The organism is Kitasatospora sp. NPDC018619, from assembly GCF_044391605.1.
Taxonomy (GTDB): domain Bacteria; phylum Actinomycetota; class Actinomycetes; order Streptomycetales; family Streptomycetaceae; genus Kitasatospora.
The window spans coordinates 212933-227776 of the sequence record NZ_JBISAI010000009.1 but is presented as its reverse complement, the minus strand read 5'-3'; the positions used below and the strand labels follow the sequence as shown (position 1 = coordinate 227776).

The 14844-nt window shown below is 75.9% G+C and carries 13 protein-coding genes; 7 read left to right on the top strand and 6 right to left on the bottom strand.

What is annotated here, in order from left to right:
* Positions 1 to 114 precede the first annotated feature (114 nt).
* Positions 115 to 1026, top strand: a complete 912-nt coding sequence (locus ACH5AR_RS16890; protein WP_396302175.1) for a carbohydrate kinase — start codon at positions 115 to 117, stop codon at positions 1024 to 1026.
* Here the strand turns inward: ACH5AR_RS16890 and ACH5AR_RS16885 are convergent.
* Positions 1023 to 1589, bottom strand: coding sequence for a GNAT family N-acetyltransferase (locus tag ACH5AR_RS16885; RefSeq protein WP_396302174.1), 567 nt, complete (start codon positions 1587 to 1589; stop codon positions 1023 to 1025). The genes ACH5AR_RS16890 and ACH5AR_RS16885 overlap by 4 nt on opposite strands.
* Before the next feature lie 217 nt (positions 1590 to 1806).
* Between ACH5AR_RS16885 and ACH5AR_RS16880 the strand changes: the two genes are divergently transcribed.
* Positions 1807 to 2769, top strand: a complete 963-nt coding sequence (locus ACH5AR_RS16880; RefSeq protein ID WP_396302173.1) for a polysaccharide deacetylase family protein — start codon at positions 1807 to 1809, stop codon at positions 2767 to 2769.
* A gap of 22 nt (positions 2770 to 2791) precedes the next feature.
* Here the strand turns inward: ACH5AR_RS16880 and ACH5AR_RS16875 are convergent, their stop codons facing one another.
* Positions 2792 to 3223 carry a YchJ family protein gene (locus tag ACH5AR_RS16875; RefSeq protein ID WP_396302172.1) on the bottom strand — a complete coding sequence of 144 codons (432 nt, stop codon included), beginning with the start codon at positions 3221 to 3223 and terminating at the stop codon, positions 2792 to 2794.
* Positions 3224 to 3282: 59 nt separating this feature from the next.
* Complete coding sequence (locus ACH5AR_RS16870) at positions 3283 to 3897, bottom strand: TetR family transcriptional regulator (RefSeq protein ID WP_396302171.1); 615 nt, start codon at positions 3895 to 3897, stop codon at positions 3283 to 3285.
* A gap of 204 nt (positions 3898 to 4101) precedes the next feature.
* On the opposite strand from ACH5AR_RS16870, the gene ACH5AR_RS16865 reads away from it, so the two are divergent.
* Complete coding sequence (locus ACH5AR_RS16865) at positions 4102 to 4497, top strand: hypothetical protein (protein ID WP_396302170.1); 396 nt, start codon at positions 4102 to 4104, stop codon at positions 4495 to 4497.
* A 111-nt stretch (positions 4498 to 4608) separates the two neighbouring features.
* Here the strand turns inward: ACH5AR_RS16865 and ACH5AR_RS16860 are convergent, their stop codons facing one another.
* A complete protein-coding gene (locus tag ACH5AR_RS16860; protein WP_396302270.1) occupies positions 4609 to 6231 on the bottom strand; it encodes a cytochrome bc complex cytochrome b subunit in 1623 nt (540 codons plus the stop codon).
* A gap of 408 nt (positions 6232 to 6639) precedes the next feature.
* On the opposite strand from ACH5AR_RS16860, the gene ACH5AR_RS16855 reads away from it, so the two are divergent.
* The 3 genes from ACH5AR_RS16855 to efeB all read left to right on the top strand — a co-directional run bounded on the left by ACH5AR_RS16855 (position 6640) and on the right by efeB (position 10622).
* A complete protein-coding gene (locus tag ACH5AR_RS16855) occupies positions 6640 to 6966 on the top strand; it encodes a hypothetical protein (RefSeq protein WP_396302169.1) in 327 nt (108 codons plus the stop codon).
* Positions 6967 to 7206: 240 nt separating this feature from the next.
* Positions 7207 to 9300, top strand: coding sequence for an iron uptake transporter permease EfeU (gene efeU, locus ACH5AR_RS16850; RefSeq protein ID WP_396302168.1), 2094 nt, complete (start codon positions 7207 to 7209; stop codon positions 9298 to 9300).
* The gene (gene efeB / locus ACH5AR_RS16845; protein WP_396302167.1) at positions 9300 to 10622 is read left to right on the top strand and encodes an iron uptake transporter deferrochelatase/peroxidase subunit; all 1323 of its coding nucleotides are present in this window, start codon (positions 9300 to 9302) and stop codon (positions 10620 to 10622) included. The genes efeU and efeB overlap by 1 nt, the downstream gene beginning before the upstream one ends.
* A gap of 132 nt (positions 10623 to 10754) precedes the next feature.
* On the opposite strand, the gene ACH5AR_RS16840 is transcribed toward efeB, so the two are convergent.
* Complete coding sequence (locus tag ACH5AR_RS16840) at positions 10755 to 12167, bottom strand: ATP-binding protein (RefSeq protein WP_396302166.1); 1413 nt, start codon at positions 12165 to 12167, stop codon at positions 10755 to 10757.
* Positions 12164 to 12844 carry a response regulator transcription factor gene (locus ACH5AR_RS16835; RefSeq protein ID WP_396302165.1) on the bottom strand — a complete coding sequence of 227 codons (681 nt, stop codon included), beginning with the start codon at positions 12842 to 12844 and terminating at the stop codon, positions 12164 to 12166. Before ACH5AR_RS16835 ends, ACH5AR_RS16840 begins: the two co-directional genes overlap by 4 nt.
* A gap of 166 nt (positions 12845 to 13010) precedes the next feature.
* Between ACH5AR_RS16835 and ACH5AR_RS16830 the strand changes: the two genes are divergently transcribed.
* A complete protein-coding gene (locus tag ACH5AR_RS16830; protein WP_396302164.1) occupies positions 13011 to 14507 on the top strand; it encodes a glutamate synthase subunit beta in 1497 nt (498 codons plus the stop codon).
* The last annotated feature ends 337 nt before the right edge of the window (positions 14508 to 14844 follow it).

Below are 14844 nucleotides of genomic sequence, written 5' to 3'. Positions count from 1 at the left end.
GAGCACCTGGCCAGGTCCGGCGGCCGTACTTCGCTGCCCGGGCACCGTGCGCCCGACGCACCCCGTAGGCTGGCGGTCGAGCCGACGCCCGCGTACCGGATGCCAGGAGCCGCCGTGACCAGCCCAGCCTCACCCGTCCTGGTGATCGGCGAGTGCGTCGCCGACATAGTCCGATCAGGTGGGGCCGCGGACCGGGTTCACCCCGGCGGCAGCCCCGCGAACGTCGCCTACGGCCTCGCCCGCCTGGGGCGGCCGACGACGCTGCTCACCGAGCTGGGGCCGGACGCCAACGGCCGGCTGATCCGGCGGCACCTGGAGTCCGCCGGGGTGCGGGTGCGGGCCGCCGAGGCCGCCCGGACGCCCTCGGCGGTGGTGGAACTGGACGGGCAGGGCCGGCCCCGCTACACCTTCGACATCCGCTGGACGCTGCCGCCCACCGAGCTCGCCGAGGCCCCCGCGGCGATCCACCTCGGCTCGATCGCCGCGGTCACCGAGCCCGGCGCGGCGTCGGTGCGGGCGCTGGTGGAGGCCTGGCGCGGGCGGGCGCGGATCAGCTACGACCCGAACGTGCGCCCGGCGCTGATGGGGGACCGCGCCGAGGCCGTCCGCCGGGTCGAGCGCTGGGTGGCGCTGAGCGACCTGGTCAAGGTCAGCGACGAGGACCTGGCCTGGCTCCACCCGGGCGAGCCGCCGGAGGCCGTCGCCGAGCGCTGGCTGGCCCTCGGCCCGGCGGCGGTCGCGGTCACCCTCGGCGCCGGGGGCGCGGTCGCCCGCACCGCCGGGGGCGGGCGCGTCGAGGTGGCGGCGCTCCCGGTGCCGGTGGCGGACACGGTCGGCGCCGGGGACTCCTTCATGGCCGCCCTCCTGGACGCCCGGGCCCGCGGCGCCGACCTCGCGACCTGCCTCACCCGCGCGGTGACGGCGGCCGCCCTGACCGTCGGCCGGCCGGGTGCCGCCCTGCCCTCCGCGGCCGAGCTCGCGGCCGCCCTGGGAGCCGGGCCGGGGCGTACCGGCCCGGGTTCCTAGCGCCCGACCGGGGACGAGGCGGCGGACGGGACCGGTGACGCGGCCGGGCCGAGCTCCTTGCCGTACCAGACCTGGGCGTACGGCCCGTGGCTGTAGGCGGGGATCTCGCGGTAGCCGTGCCGGGTGTAGAGCGCGCGGGCCTCGACCAGGTCGAGGCGGGTGTCCAGGACGATCCGCCGGGCGCCCAGGGAGCGGGCGGCGTCCTCGACGGCGGCCAGCAGCACGGTGCCGCCGCCGGTGCCGCGCAGGCCGGGGCGGACGAAGACCCGGGTGAGCTCGGCGGTGCCGGCGTCGAGGCGCCGCAGGCCGGCGCAGGAGTGGGCGGCGCCGTCGTGGCGGCCGATCAGGAAGGCGCCGTCCGGGGCGGCGAGGTGGTCGCTGGGCGAGCCGGCCAGGCCGGACTCCAGCTCCTCGGGGGTGCCCTCCCGGCCGAGGTGCAGCCGGTAGTAGCGGTTGGCCACGTCGTAGTAGTACGCGCGCAGCAGTTCCAGGGCCTCGGGGGCGGTCACGTCCGCCGGGGCGACGGTCCAGGGGCCGGAGCGGCGGGGCGCGGTGTTCGTCATGCGCGGATGATCCGTGGCTCGGCCCGGCCGCCGCAACCGCTTTTCCGCCGGGCCGGCCGCGCGGCCGGCCCGCGCCGGGGCACCCGACCGGGCCAAGGAGGGGCGGGCCCCGGGTGCGTCGTTGCCCCGCGCGGGTGACGTGGGGGTTGGCGGTGGTGCACGGCTGGGGAGCAGTGCAGCCATGAACAGACCATCAGATCGTCGTATTAGTGGGGGTATGAGGGGGAGTCAGTACCGTCGGAGCGGTGCACGGGCCGGCCTGCCGGCCGCCGTCTGCCTCGCCGCGGTCCTCGCCGGCTGCGCCGGGCCCGCCGGGCCGAAGGCCCCTTTGGCCGCGGACGCCAACGCCGCGGCGGCCGACGCCGCCGGCCGCGCGGGCGCTCCGCCGGCGGCCCAGCCCCGGCTGCCCGGGCTGGCCCGCGCGGAGGAGGGCAACAGCAGCGAGGCCATGGCCCGTCAGGAGGCGGCCGCCCGGGCAGCGCTGGAGACCGCCCGGCGCTGGGGCCTGGAGCGCCCGCCGCTGAAGGCGCCGCCCCGCCCGGCGACCAGGGTCGCGCTCACCCCGGTGAAGGGCGTCAAGCTCGCCGACGGCCGCCCGCCCGTCGTCTACGGTGTGCCGACCGACGACAAGGTGGTCTTCCTGACCGTCGACGACGGCGCCGAGAAGGACCCGGAGTTCTCCCGGATGGCCGAGGAGCTGGGCATCCCGCTCAGCACCTACGTCTCCGACTACCTCGCCCGCGAGAACTACGGCTACTTCCGCGACCTGCACGCCCAGGGCGTGGAGATCAACAACCACACGATCAACCACCGCAACCTGAAGGTGCTGGACTACGAGACCCAGCGCCAGGAGATCTGCACCCAGCAGGACCGGCTGGAGCAGGAGATCGGCGTCCGCCCCCGGCTGTTCCGGCCGCCGTACGGCGAGTACAACGACGACACCCTGCGGGCGGCGGCCTCGTGCGGGGTGGAGGCGGTGCCGCTGTGGAACGAGGAGGCCTTCCCGGACCACATGGAGTGGCGCTACGACGACCGGAAGCTGCACCCGGGCGACATCATCCTGACCCACTTCCGGGGCACCGACATCTGGAAGGCCTCCATGCCGGACCTGTTGCGCAAGGTCGTCAACGACGTCACCGCGCAGGGCTTCGCGCTGGCCCGGCTGGACGACTACCTGTAGCGGCCGCGGCGGGCCCGGCGGCTCAGCCGAGCGAGAGGGCGTCGAGGTACACCCAGGCGCCCTCGTGCCGCACGAAGCGGCTGTTCTCGGTGAGCACGCCCTCCTCGCCGCCCTCGGCCCAGTGCGCCCGGAAGGCGACGCTGCCCTGGGCGTGGAAGGCGCCGCCCTCGGTGGTGGCGACCACCTCCAGGGCCGTCCAGCGCAGCCCCGGGTCGAAGTCGACCTCGGCCGGCCGGGTGTCCGGGTGCCAGGTGCGCAGCAGGTACGCCTCGTCCTGCGCGGCGAAGGCGCTGAACCGCGAGCGCATCAGGGACTCGGCGGTGGTGGCCGCCGCCTGGCCCCGGTGCAGCCGGCCGCAGCAGTCGCCGTAGGCGGCGGGCAGGCCGCACGGGCAGGGGGAGGAGGGCAGCAGCCGGGGCGCGGCGGCGCGGGGCGCGGAACGACGTCGGGACATGCCGCCCATTGTCCCCCACCCCTGCGGCGGCTCCCCGACGGCCCCGCGGGCGGCTGCGCTCACCGGCGCGCGGGATCGGGCAGCCCGGCGGCCAGCTGCCGCAGCGCCTCGGCCAGCAGCGGCGGGAACGGCACCGGCGGGTCGGCGGCCAGGTGCTGGTCGGCGGCGGCCCTGACCGCGGCGAGCGCGGCCCCGGCGACCAGCTTCGGGTAGAGGTCCCGCTCCGGGTCGGTGCCAGTCCGGGCGGCGACTGCGGCCGCGAGCCCGGCCGCCGCGTCGACCCCGTCGCGCAGCAGTTCGGCCTGGAGCGCCGGTTCGTGCAGCACCCGTCGGTCGGCGGGGGTCCAGCGCGGGGCCGGCTGCCCGCCCGCGTCCTCGTACGGTGCGAGCAGGGCCCGGGTGAGCGCCTCCCAGAGCGGCTCCCCGGCGGGCCGCCCGCGCAGTGCCTCGGCGGCCTCCCCGAGGCGGGCGCGGTGCCGGTACACGATCGCCTCGGCCTTGCTGGAGAAGTAGTTGTTGAACGTGCGCGGGGAGACCCCGGCCTCGGCCGCGATGTCCCGCACCCGGACGTTCTCCGCTCCCCGCTCCGCCGCCAGCCGCAGCGCGGCCCGGCCGAGGGCCTCCCGCGTCGCGGCCTTCCTCCGTTCCCGCTGACCGGGCCGGCCGTTCGTCATGGGCCCCACTGTCCGGTACGGGGTGCGTGGTGCGCAACCGTGCGCGGCGCGCAAGTTCGCCCGGGCCGGACCGGCTGTGGCGAGCCGCCCGCCACCTGCGGTTTGTCGCTGGTAGTAGTTGCCTGGTCGCGGAGCGATCCCCGCCGGGAGTCCGACCCCGCGCGCTCTCCGGCGGACCGGCTCGACAGGACTGGAGGAGCGGTCATGGGTGGCAGACAGCGTCCGCCGAGGGCGCGGACCCCTCGGCAGGGCAGGCCGGCCGGCGCCAGGGTGGACACCCGGGCGGAGTTCGCCCGCATCGAGGGGTTCCTGGCCTGGGAGGCGGAGGTCGCGGCGGCCGAGCGGGACGCCCGTGCGTTCGCCGCGCAGTTCCCGTGGCTGCCGGTGGCGGAGCGGGAGGGCCTCGAACAGGCCTACACCGCCGACCGGCTGCGCTACGCCGAGGAGGTCGTGGACCGCGCGGTCGAGCGCTGCCGCCGGCTGGCCGCCCGGTACCGCGTCGAGTGTCGCCGGATCTGCGCCCGCTGGGCGGCGCTCTGCCTGTCCGTCACCGTGGCGGCGGCACTGTTCGCGGTGGTCCCGGCCGTCCTGCGCGGCTGACCGGACCGGCTCGGGCCCGCCGGCGCCGGGAGCGGTGCGGCGGGCCCGGGCACGACGAGGGCCCGCCGTACCGTTCCCGGTGCGGCGGGCCCTCGGTGGCGTCGGGCGGGGTCAGTGGTGGCCGTGGCCGCTGGTGATCTCCTCGTGCTCCTCGACGGTCGGCTTGGCGATCTGGCTGTACTCGCCGTAGAAGCCGCGGGAGAGCTTGACCCGTGCGCGGGTCCACAGCCCGGCCTTGCGGGCCACCCCGTTCTCGTCCACCTCGGGCGGCAGTTCGGAGGGCTGCGGCTGGTCGTGCGCGGTGAGGGTGTAGAGCCGGCCCTGCGGCAGCGGGGCGTGCACCTCGACGTACTCCCCGTGCTGGTGCCGGTTGATGACGCCGGTCTCCCGGCCGTGCAGGACCTTCTCCCTGTCCCGCCGCTGGAGGCCCAGGCACCACCGCTTGGTGATGACGAACACGACCACCGGCACGGTGAAGAAGCCGATCCGCACCGCGTAGGTGATCGCGTTGATCGAGAGGTGGAAGTGGGTGGCCAGCAGGTCGTTGCCGCCGCCGGCCAGCAGGATCAGGTAGAGGCTCATCCAGGCCGCGCCGAAGGCGGTGCGGACCGGGGCGTTGCGCGGCCGGTCCGCGATGTGGTGCTCGCCCCGGTCCCCGGTGATCCAGGCCTCCAGGAACGGGTAGCACCAGATGATCAGCAGGACGGTCGGGAACACCATCAGCGGGACGAACACCCCGAGGTTGAGGGTGTGCCCGCCCCAGACGCTGATCTCCCAGCCGGGCATTACGCGGATCAGGCCCTCGGAGAAGCCCATGTACCAGTCCGGCTGGGCGTTGGTGGTCACCTGGTCCGGCCGGTACGGGCCGTACATCCAGATCGGGTTGACGGTGGCGATCGCCGCCATCGCCGAGACCACGCCGAAGACCAGGAAGAAGAACCCGCCCGCCTTGGCCGTGTAGACCGGCAGCAGCGGCATGCCGACCACGTTGGAGTTGGTCCGGCCGGGCCCGGCGAACTGGGTGTGCTTGTGGTAGAAGACCAGGATCAGGTGCGCCGCGAGCAGGCCCACCATGATCCCGGGGATCAGCAGGACGTGGACGGTGAACAGCCGGGGGATGATGTCGTGCCCCGGGAACTCGCCGCCGTAGAGGAAGAACTGCAGGTACGTCCCGACGATCGGGACGGCGAGCACCGCGCCCTCCATGAAGCGGATGCCGGTGCCGGAGAGCAGGTCGTCGGGCAGCGAGTAGCCCATGAAGCCGTCGAACATGCCGAGGATCAGCAGCAGGGCCCCGAAGACCCAGTTGATCTCGCGCGGCTTGCGGAACGCGCCGGTGAAGAAGACGCGCATCATGTGGGTCAGCATCGCGGCGACGAACACGATCGCGGACCAGTGGTGGATCTGGCGCATCAGCAGGCCGCCGCGCACGTCGAAGCTGATCCTGACGGTCGAGGAGAAGGCCTCGGACATCGGGATGCCCTTGAGCGGGACGTACGACCCGTCGTAGACGACCTCGCCCATGCTCGGCACGAAGAACAGGGTGAGCCAGACGCCGGTGAGGATGATGATGACGAAGGTGTAGAGCGCGATCTCGCCCAGCATGAAGGACCAGTGGTCGGGAAAGATCTTGCGCAGGTTGGCCTTGGCCAGGGAGTAGATGCCGAGCCGTCCGTCGGTCCAGTCGGCCAGCGCCTCCGCCTTGTTGGCCGGCTCGGCGCGCGTGGTGGTCACCGGTCCCGGCTGCGACTGCTGGTCGGTTCTCACGACGGGCTCCCCGGCGTCCTCGGCGTGCCGTGCTGGAGGCCCGCCGGTGGGAACGCCGGCCGGCGAAGTGTTGTGATCATGGGACCTCTCGATACGGGCCCGCCGGCGGGACCGGCGCGCGGACCAGGTGTTCCGCTGGGACCGTTGCTCAGGGTGATGGAGCGCTTACTCTGTCATGCTGTCGGCAGGGGGCCGACTGTGCACGTCCATCGGCCCGTCCGGCCGTGCGTGTCGGGCCGGACGGGCGTTCCTGACGCCCGATCGGCTGGCCCCCGCTCGGCCCAACGGGTGTCGATGCTGCGCTCGGGTGCCGCGGAAGCATTTCGGCGCGCGCCGCGGCCGGGGGTCGCGCGGTCCGGGGCCTACGCTGCGCCAATGGTGGATCAGCGTGAACTCTTCGAGGACGTCACCGAGGCCCTGGCCCGCGCCGGGTTCGACACCGGGCCGGGCTCCTCACCGCTGTGGATCGACCGTCACCCCGAGGGCGTGGTGGTCGGCTGGACGCCGGGCGCGGAGCCGGGCGGCCCGCCCTCCCGGGAGGCGGTCGCGGCGCTGAGCGGCGCGGCCGCGGTCGTGCTCCGCGAGTGCGGCTACCTCGTCGCCGGGACGCAGGAGGGGGACCTGCTGGTGCGCTGCGCCGAACCGGTGACGGTCCCGGACCCGTCCGACCCGGAGCCGGTGCCGGAGCAGTGGTGGGGGTGACCAGGGGCCCCTGACCCCCCGCCAGGGCCCGCGGACGTGGTCGACCCCTGGGGGAGCCCATACCGAATCCTTACCCGGAGCGGGGGTGCGGTTGACCTTGCCGGCTCTAAGGTTTGCCTAAGCTAAGCCCTCGCCCCGGACCCGGTGTCCGGGGCGTTCGGCTGCGCCGCTGCGCCGCCACCGCGGCGGGGCAGAGGACAGGTGAACGGCCCGGGCCCGCCCGGGGGAGGAGCCCGCCGCATGTGGGATGAGGCGTTTCCCAGCTTCCTGATCGGTCTGCGCGAGGGGCTGGAAGCCGGACTGATCGTGTCGATCCTGGTCGCCACGCTGGTCCGGGGGGACCAGAAGGGCCGGCTGCCCCAGGTGTGGACGGGCGTCGCGGCGGCCGTCGCGCTCAGCTTGAGCTTCGGCGCGGTGCTCACCTTCACCGCCGCCAACCTCTCCGGCCACGCCCAGGAGGCCTTCGGCGGGGTGCTCAGCCTGGTCGCGGTCGGCTTCGTCACCGCGATGGTGTTCTGGATGCGGCGCTCGGCGCGCACCCTCTCCGCCGAGATCAGGGAGAAGGTCCGGGCCTCACTGGCGATGGGCGCCGGCGCGCTGGTGCTCACCAGCTTCCTCGCGGTCGCCCGCGAGGGCCTGGAGACCTCGCTCTTCCTGTGGACGAACGTACGCACCGCCGGGGAGTCCACCGGGCCGCTGCTCGGCGCGGCCGTCGGCCTGGTGCTCTCGGCCGGGCTCTGCTGGGGCCTGTACCGGCGGGCCCTGCGGATGAACCTCACCCGGTTCTTCACCGTCACCGGCGCCGGGCTGATCGTCGTCGCCGCGGGCGTGCTCGGCTACGGCCTGCGGGACCTCCAGGAGTCCGGCCTGGTCGGCGGCGGCAGCTCGTACGCCTTCGACCTGAGCGGGCACCTGGACGCCTCCTCCTGGTACGCGACGCTGGTGCAGGGCACCCTCAACCTGACCGTCACCATGACGGTGCTCCAGGTCGTCGGGTACGTCGCGTACCTGGGCGTCGTGATGACGCTGTTCGTCGAGGGGGTCCGCGGGGGCGGTCCGGCCGCCCGGTCCGCCGCTCCCGCTTCCGGTCCTGCTCCCGCTCCTGCTGCCTCCGTTTCCGCTGCCGCGCCGAAGTCCGCCGGGGCCGGGGGCGCCTTTGCCGGACCGGCGCGGGCCGGGCGGCCGCGCTGGGTGCTCCCGACCGCGGCGATCGCCGTCCCGGTGGCGGTGGCCGGCGTCGTCGTCGCGGTCAGCGACGGCAAGCAGGGCGGCTCCGCCACCGTCGCCGTCTCCGAGCAGGAGTGCGGCAAGGGCTTCGCGGTACCGCGGCCCGGTCGGCAGGTCTTCCGGATGCACAACACCGGGGACAAGGTCGCCGAGGTCTACCTGGTCGACCCGGGCAGCGGCGCCGTCTACGGGGAGATCGAGGGTCTGGCCCCCGGCACCACCCGCGCCCTGACCGCCACCGTCGGCTCCGGCGACTACGCCTGGCGCTGCGTGCCCACCGGCGGCAGGGCCGTCACCTCGGCGACCGTGCACGTCAGCGGCGGTGCCGAGGCCAAGGCCGTCAAGCCGGTCGCCGAGGACGACCTCAAGGCCCCGCTCGACAGCTACCGGCAGTACGTCGAGCAGGGCCTCGCGGAACTGGTGGCGCAGACCCGCACGCTCCAGGCCGACGTGCGCTCAGGGAATCTCGCCGCGGCGAAGGCCGACTGGCTCCCCGCCCACCTGCGGTACGCGTCGCTCGGCGCCGCCTACGGCACCTTCGCCGACCTCGACGGCAAGATCGACGGCCGTCCGGACGGGCTCGCCGAGAAGGAGCGGGACCCGGGATTCACCGGCTTCCTGCGGCTCGAGTACGGCCTGTGGCACGGCCAGTCCGCCGCCGAGCTGACGCCCGTCGCCGACGCGCTGGCCCGGAACGTCGAGCAGCTCGCGCACGACTTCCCCGGGCAGGAGTTCGCCCCCGGCGACCTGCCGCTGCGCGCCCACGAGATCCTGGAGAACACCCTCCAGTTCGAGCTGACCGGCGACACCGACATGGGCAGCGGCACCAACCTGGCCACCGCCCAGGCCAACCTGGCCGGCACCCAGGAGCTGCTGACCCTGCTGCGGCCGCTGCTCGACGAGCGGGACCCGCAGGTGCTCGTCCGGGCGGACGCCGGGATGAAGCGGGTCGGCGACCTGCTCGCCGCCGCCCACCGGCCCGAGGGCTGGACCCCGCTGGCCGAGCTGCCCGCCGACGCCCGCCGACAGCTCGACGGTGCCACCGGCGAACTGCTCGAAGACCTCGCTCCCGTCCCCGCCCTGCTCGAGATCCGGAAGGCCGCCTGATGACCGACCACACCGCAGCCACCGGGTCCTGCCCGTTCCCGCACGCCGCCGCCGAGCCGGCCGCCCCGGACGGCTGTCCGGCCGGCCCGGCCCGGCGCAGCTTCGTCCGGGCCGCGCTCGGTGCGGGAGCCGGAGCCGCCGTGCTGGCCGGCGGCGGCCTCGCCCTCGGCGCCGGCCCGGCCTCCGCCGGGGACGGCCGGCAGGACCGCGGCGGGGCGGTGCCGTTCCACGGAGCCCACCAGGCCGGCGTCACCACCCCGGCCCCCGGCTTCGCGGCCTTCGTCTCCTGCCAGGTCATCGCCCAGGACCGCGCGGCGCTCGAACGGCTCTTCCGGACCCTGACCGAGCGGATCCGCTTCCTCACCGCCGGCGGCACCCCGCCGGACCTCGGCGTCGGCGCGCCGCCCTCGGACAGCGGCATCCTCGGCCCGACCGTGCCGGCCGACCACCTCACCGTCACCGTCGGCGTCGGCGCCTCGCTCTTCGACGACCGCTACGGCCTGGCCAGGGCCAAGCCCGCCCGGCTGGCGCCGATGCGGACCTTCCCCGACGACAACCTCCAGGCCGCCGAACTGCACGGCGACCTCTCGCTGCAGATCTGCGCCGACCGCCAGGACACCGTGCTGCACGCGCTGCGCGACCTCACCCGGCACACCCGGGGCGGGCTGCAGATCCTCTGGCGGATCGACGGCTTCCAGAACCAGGCCCGCCCGGACGGCGCCCAGCGCAACCTGCTCGGCTTCAAGGACGGCATCGTCAACCCGGACACCGGCTCCGCGCGCGAGATGGACCGGCTGGTCTGGGTCGTCGACGGGGCGGGCGAGCCCGCCTGGGCGACCGGCGGCAGCTACCAGGTGATCCGGATCATCCGGATGCTGACCGAGTTCTGGGACCGGGTGACCCTCACCGAGCAGGAGAAGATGTTCGGCCGCCGCCGCGACACCGGCGCGCCGCTGGACGGCACCCGGGAGACCGACGTGCCCGACTACGCCAAGGACCCGGACGGCAAGGCGATCCCGCTCGACGCCCACATCCGGCTGGCCAACCCGCGCACCGCCGCCACCGACGACTCGCGCATCCTGCGCCGGGGCTTCAACTACGACCGGGGCGTCGACCGGGCCGGGAACCTGGACATGGGCCTGGTGTTCTGCTGCTACCAGCAGGACGTGGTGCGGCAGTTCGAGGCCACCCAGACCCGGCTGATCGGCGAGCCGCTGGTGGACTACATCTCGCCGACCGGCGGCGGGTACTTCTTCGTCCTGCCGGGCGTGCGGGACGAGGCCGACTGGCTCGGGCGGGGGCTGCTGGCCGCTGTCGGCTGACGGGGCGTGCGTGGTGGGCGGGCCGGCGTACAGGCGAGCGGGCCGGCGTGCAGGCGGGCGGGCGGGCGTGCAGGCGGGCGGGCGGGCCGGCGTGCGGGCGGGCGGGCGTGCAGGCGGGCGTGCGCGCGGGCCTCAGGAGCCGAGGGTGAAGCCGATCACCGCTCCGCCGCCCTCCCGGTTGGTGGCGAAGGCCGTCCCGCCGTGCGAGCGGGCCACCTCGTGCACGATGGCCAGGCCCAGCCCGGAGCCGGGCAGGCCGCGCGCGGCGGTGGCCCGGTAGAAGCGGTCGAAGACCCGGTCGAGGTCGGCCGGGTCGATGCCCGGGCCCCGGTCGCGCACCTCCACCCGGGGGCCGCGCACCACCACCTCGATCGGCTCCGTGCCGGCCGGGTCGAACTTGGCGGCGTTGTCCAGCAGGTTGCCCACCGCGCGGGCCAGCGCGTCCGGCCGGGCGGTGACCACGGTCGCGTCGGCGTCCACCACCACCTCCCGGTCGCTGCGCCGCCGGGCCTGGGCGGCGGCCTGTCGGGCCACCTCGGCGAGCACCACCTCGGTCGGCTGCTCGTCCGCCCTGCGGTCCGCCGCGAGCGCCACCAGCTCCTCCACCAGGTGGGTCAACTCCCGGGCCTCCTCCGTCAGATCGGCCATCACCGCGGCGCGTTCGGAGGGCGGCAGCCGGTCCAGGCTGGGCAGCACCGAGAGGTTGGTGCGCAGGCTGGTCAGCGGGGTGCGCAGCTCGTGCCCGGCGTCCTGGACCAGTCGGCGCTGGTTCTCCTTGGCGGTGGCGAGCCGGACCAGCATCCGGTCGAAGGCCCGCCCGAGCCGGCCCACCTCGTCCGTTCCGGCGGCGGGCACCGGCACGTCCAACCGCCCGCTCGCGGCGACCAGTTCGGCTGCGGTGGTGAGCCGGACCAGGCGTCGGGCGATCCGTCCGGCGAGCAGTCGGCCGGCCCCGCCGGCGAGCACCGCGACCACCGCGACCAGGACCTCCGTACGGGTCCGCAGGGTGCTCAGCAGTTCCTCCGTCGGCCCGACCTGCTGGATGATCTGGACGGCGCCGCGCTCGCCGCCGAGCGAGACCACACCGACCCGGTAGCCCTCGCCCTGCCGGTGGCGCAGCCCGATCGCGACGCGGCCCGGCTGGGCGGCGTGGGCGAGCCGCTGGTCGACCGGGCTCGGCGGCAGGTCGAGCCGGGCGGTGCCGGGCAGCGTCGCGCCGGCCGGGTCGAGCGCCTGCGTGGTGACCCGGATCGGGCGGACCAGGTCGGCGCTCAGGCCGCTCGGGCCGGCGAAGTCGCCCGGGAAGAGGACCTCGCGCTGCACCTGCCGGCCGACGGAGTCGACGGCGGCGCCGAAGTCGGCGGTCTCGTCGTCCCGGATCAGCCGTGCGGCGGCCTGGTAGCCGAGCGCGCCGATCACCACCGCGACCAGCGCGGCGATCGCGGCGAAGGCCAGGGCGAGGGTGGTGCGCAGACCGGGGCGCGGCCACCGGGGGAGGCGGCGGGGCGGGCGCGCCCTGCGGGGGCGGCGGGCCGGGCCGGTCACGGCTCGCGCAGCGTGTAGCCGACGCCGCGCACGGTGTGGATCAGCGGGGGCAGGCCGGGGCGGTCGAGCTTGCGGCGCAGGTAGCCGATGAACACCGCGAGGTTCTTCGAGCCGGGGCCGAAGTCGTAGCCCCAGATCCGCTCGTACAGGGTGGCCTGGTCGAGGACGGAGCCGGCGTGCCGGGCGAGGAGTTCCAGCAGGTCGAACTCGGTGCGGGACAGTTCGAGCTCCTGGCCGGCGCGCCAGGCCCGCCGGGCCGGCGGCTCGATCCGCAGGTCGGCGACGGTCAGCACCTCGGAGCCGGGCTCGGGCGGGGTGCGGCGCAGCAGGGCGCGCAGGCGGGCGAACAGCTCCTCCACGTCGAAGGGCTTGACCAGGTAGTCGTCCGCGCCGGCGTCGAGGCCGGCGACCCGGTCCGGCACCTCGACCCGGGCGGTGAGCATGAGCACCGGGGTGCGGTCGCCGGCCGCGCGTAGCCGGCGGCAGACCTCCAGACCGTCCGGCGCGGGCATCATCACGTCCAGCACCAGGACGTCCGGGCGCTGCTCCGCGAGGACGGCGAGGGTCTGGGTGCCGTCGGCGGCGACCCGTACCCGGTAGTCCTGCAGCATCAGGGCGCGGGCGAGCGAGTCTCGGATGGCCCGGTCGTCCTCGGCGATCAGCACGGTGGGGGTCATGGCGGAGATTCTCCCCGGCGTGCTCACGGCGGGGCCGGGCGGGGCCGGGATGCCCGGGCCCGTCACGGCTTTTGCGGGGTGCTTCGCGGGCGTACGGTGGCGGTACGGTGGCGCACCGCCGGGTGGGCCGCCTGGCTCGGTTCGGCACGCCCCGCCGGAGGCCGCGATGGCAGACCGGATGGCTCCTTTCACCACCCCGCGCGCGGAGCGGGCGCGGCGTGACGCGCAGGAGCGGCTGGGGGACTGGCGGGAGGTGTACCGCCCGGGCGCGCCGTTGCCGCTGGTCGGCCGGCAGGCCGGGCGGTGCATGGACTGCGGGCTGCCGTTCTGCCACAGCGCCTGCCCGCTGGGGAACCTGGTGCCGGAGTGGAACCGCCTGGTGGCGGAGTCGGGCACGGAGCGGGGAGCCGACTGGGAGGCGGCCGCGGCGCGGCTGCTGGCGACCGACAACTTCCCCGAGTTCACCGGGCGGCTCTGCCCGGCGCCCTGCGAGAGCGCCTGCGTGCTGGCGATCGACGGCGCGGCGGTGGCGATCAGGAACGTGGAGCTGGCGATCGCCGACCGGGCCTGGGAGGAGGGCTGGGACGGGCCCCGGCCGGCCGGGCGCTCGGCACGGGACGGCGGGCGGCGGGTCGCCGTGGTCGGCTCGGGCCCGGCCGGGCTGGCCGCCGCCCAGCAGCTGACCCGGGCCGGGCACGCCGTCACGGTGTACGAGCGGGCCGACCGGGCGGGCGGGCTGCTGCGCTACGGCATCCCGCCGTTCCGGCTGGAGAAGCGGCGGTTGGAACGACGGCTGGGCCAACTGCGCTCCGAGGGAGCGGAGTTCCGGACGGGGGTGTGGGTCGGCCGGGATGTGCCGGGTGAGGAGCTGCGGGCCGGGTACGACGCGGTGGTGGTCGCGGTGGGCGCGACCGCCTGCCGGGAGCTGCCGGTGCCGGGGCGGGAGCTGCCCGGCGTGCACCAGGCGATCGACTACCTGACCTGGGCGAACCGGGTGGACGAGGGCGACTGCCCCGCCCCGCCGGTGTCCGCCGAGGGGCGGCACGTGGTGATCGTGGGCGGCGGCGACACGGCGGCGGACTGCCTGGGGACGGCGCTGCGCCAGCGCGCCGCCTCGGTCACCCAGCTGGACATCAACCCGCGCCCGCCGCAGGGCCGGGCCGCCGGGCAGCCCTGGCCGGTGCACCCCAAGGTGTACCGGGAGACCACCTCGCACGAGGAGTCCGGCGCGGCGCGGGCCGGCCCCCCGGTGTTCGCGGCGACCACCGTCGGCTTCGAGCCCGGCCCGGACGGGCGGCTGGCCGCCGTGCGCTGCGCCGAGGCCGAGCCCGCCGACCGCAGGCCGTTGGCGGGCACCGAGCGCAGCCTGCCGGCGCAACTGGTGCTGCTCGCGCTGGGCTTCACCGGGCCGGAGCCGGACGGCGGGCTGTTCGCCCAACTCGGCGTGGCCGCCGGGCCCGAGGGCACCCTGGCCAGGGACGACGGCTTCGCCACCGCGACGCCGGGTGTGTTCGTCGCGGGGGACGCCGGGCGCGGGCAGTCGCTCATCGTGTGGGCGATCGCCGAGGGGCGGGCGGTGGCGGCGGCGGTGGACCGGTACCTGCGGGGGCGGACGGAGCTGCCCGTGCCGATCCTGGCGTCGGCGCGGGCGCTCACGGCCTGAACCGCGGGGGTGTGGTGGACGGGTGACGGTGTCGGGGCGGGGCTGGGCGGGGTTGGACGCGGCTGGACGGGTCTGGGCGGGGCGGTGCCGGAGCCCTCGGGGGCGGTGCCGGACGCGCCCGGGTGCGGAGGGAGCGCCCGGTCGGAGCGGCCCTTGGCTGGGCGTCCGGCTCCGGGGACAGCCCGTCGGCCCGGCAGACCTGGTCGGTGCGGGGGCCGCCCGGGCCGGGAACGCGACGGCGGCGGCCGGCGTGGCGGTCGCGAGGATTCCCCGGCCGGGCGGCGGATTCGGGTCATCAGGTGCCCTTCCTGGGGCCGGCCGTGCCGCGTCGGCGGTG

What these genes read in the sequence shown, in the direction of transcription:
- ACH5AR_RS16865 (WP_396302170.1), top strand. Translation starts at nt 4,102, where the DNA reads ATGGGTGGCAGACAGCGTCCGCCGAGGGCGCGGACCCCTCGGCAGGGC.
- ACH5AR_RS16870 (WP_396302171.1), bottom strand. Translation starts at nt 3,897, where the DNA reads ATGACGAACGGCCGGCCCGGTCAGCGGGAACGGAGGAAGGCCGCGACG.
- ACH5AR_RS16830 (WP_396302164.1), top strand. Translation starts at nt 13,011, where the DNA reads ATGGCAGACCGGATGGCTCCTTTCACCACCCCGCGCGCGGAGCGGGCG.
- ACH5AR_RS16835 (WP_396302165.1), bottom strand. Translation starts at nt 12,844, where the DNA reads ATGACCCCCACCGTGCTGATCGCCGAGGACGACCGGGCCATCCGAGAC.
- ACH5AR_RS16885 (WP_396302174.1), bottom strand. Translation starts at nt 1,589, where the DNA reads ATGACGAACACCGCGCCCCGCCGCTCCGGCCCCTGGACCGTCGCCCCG.
- ACH5AR_RS16880 (WP_396302173.1), top strand. Translation starts at nt 1,807, where the DNA reads ATGAGGGGGAGTCAGTACCGTCGGAGCGGTGCACGGGCCGGCCTGCCG.
- efeB (WP_396302167.1), top strand. Translation starts at nt 9,300, where the DNA reads ATGACCGACCACACCGCAGCCACCGGGTCCTGCCCGTTCCCGCACGCC.
- ACH5AR_RS16855 (WP_396302169.1), top strand. Translation starts at nt 6,640, where the DNA reads ATGGTGGATCAGCGTGAACTCTTCGAGGACGTCACCGAGGCCCTGGCC.
- efeU (WP_396302168.1), top strand. Translation starts at nt 7,207, where the DNA reads ATGTGGGATGAGGCGTTTCCCAGCTTCCTGATCGGTCTGCGCGAGGGG.
- ACH5AR_RS16875 (WP_396302172.1), bottom strand. Translation starts at nt 3,223, where the DNA reads ATGTCCCGACGTCGTTCCGCGCCCCGCGCCGCCGCGCCCCGGCTGCTG.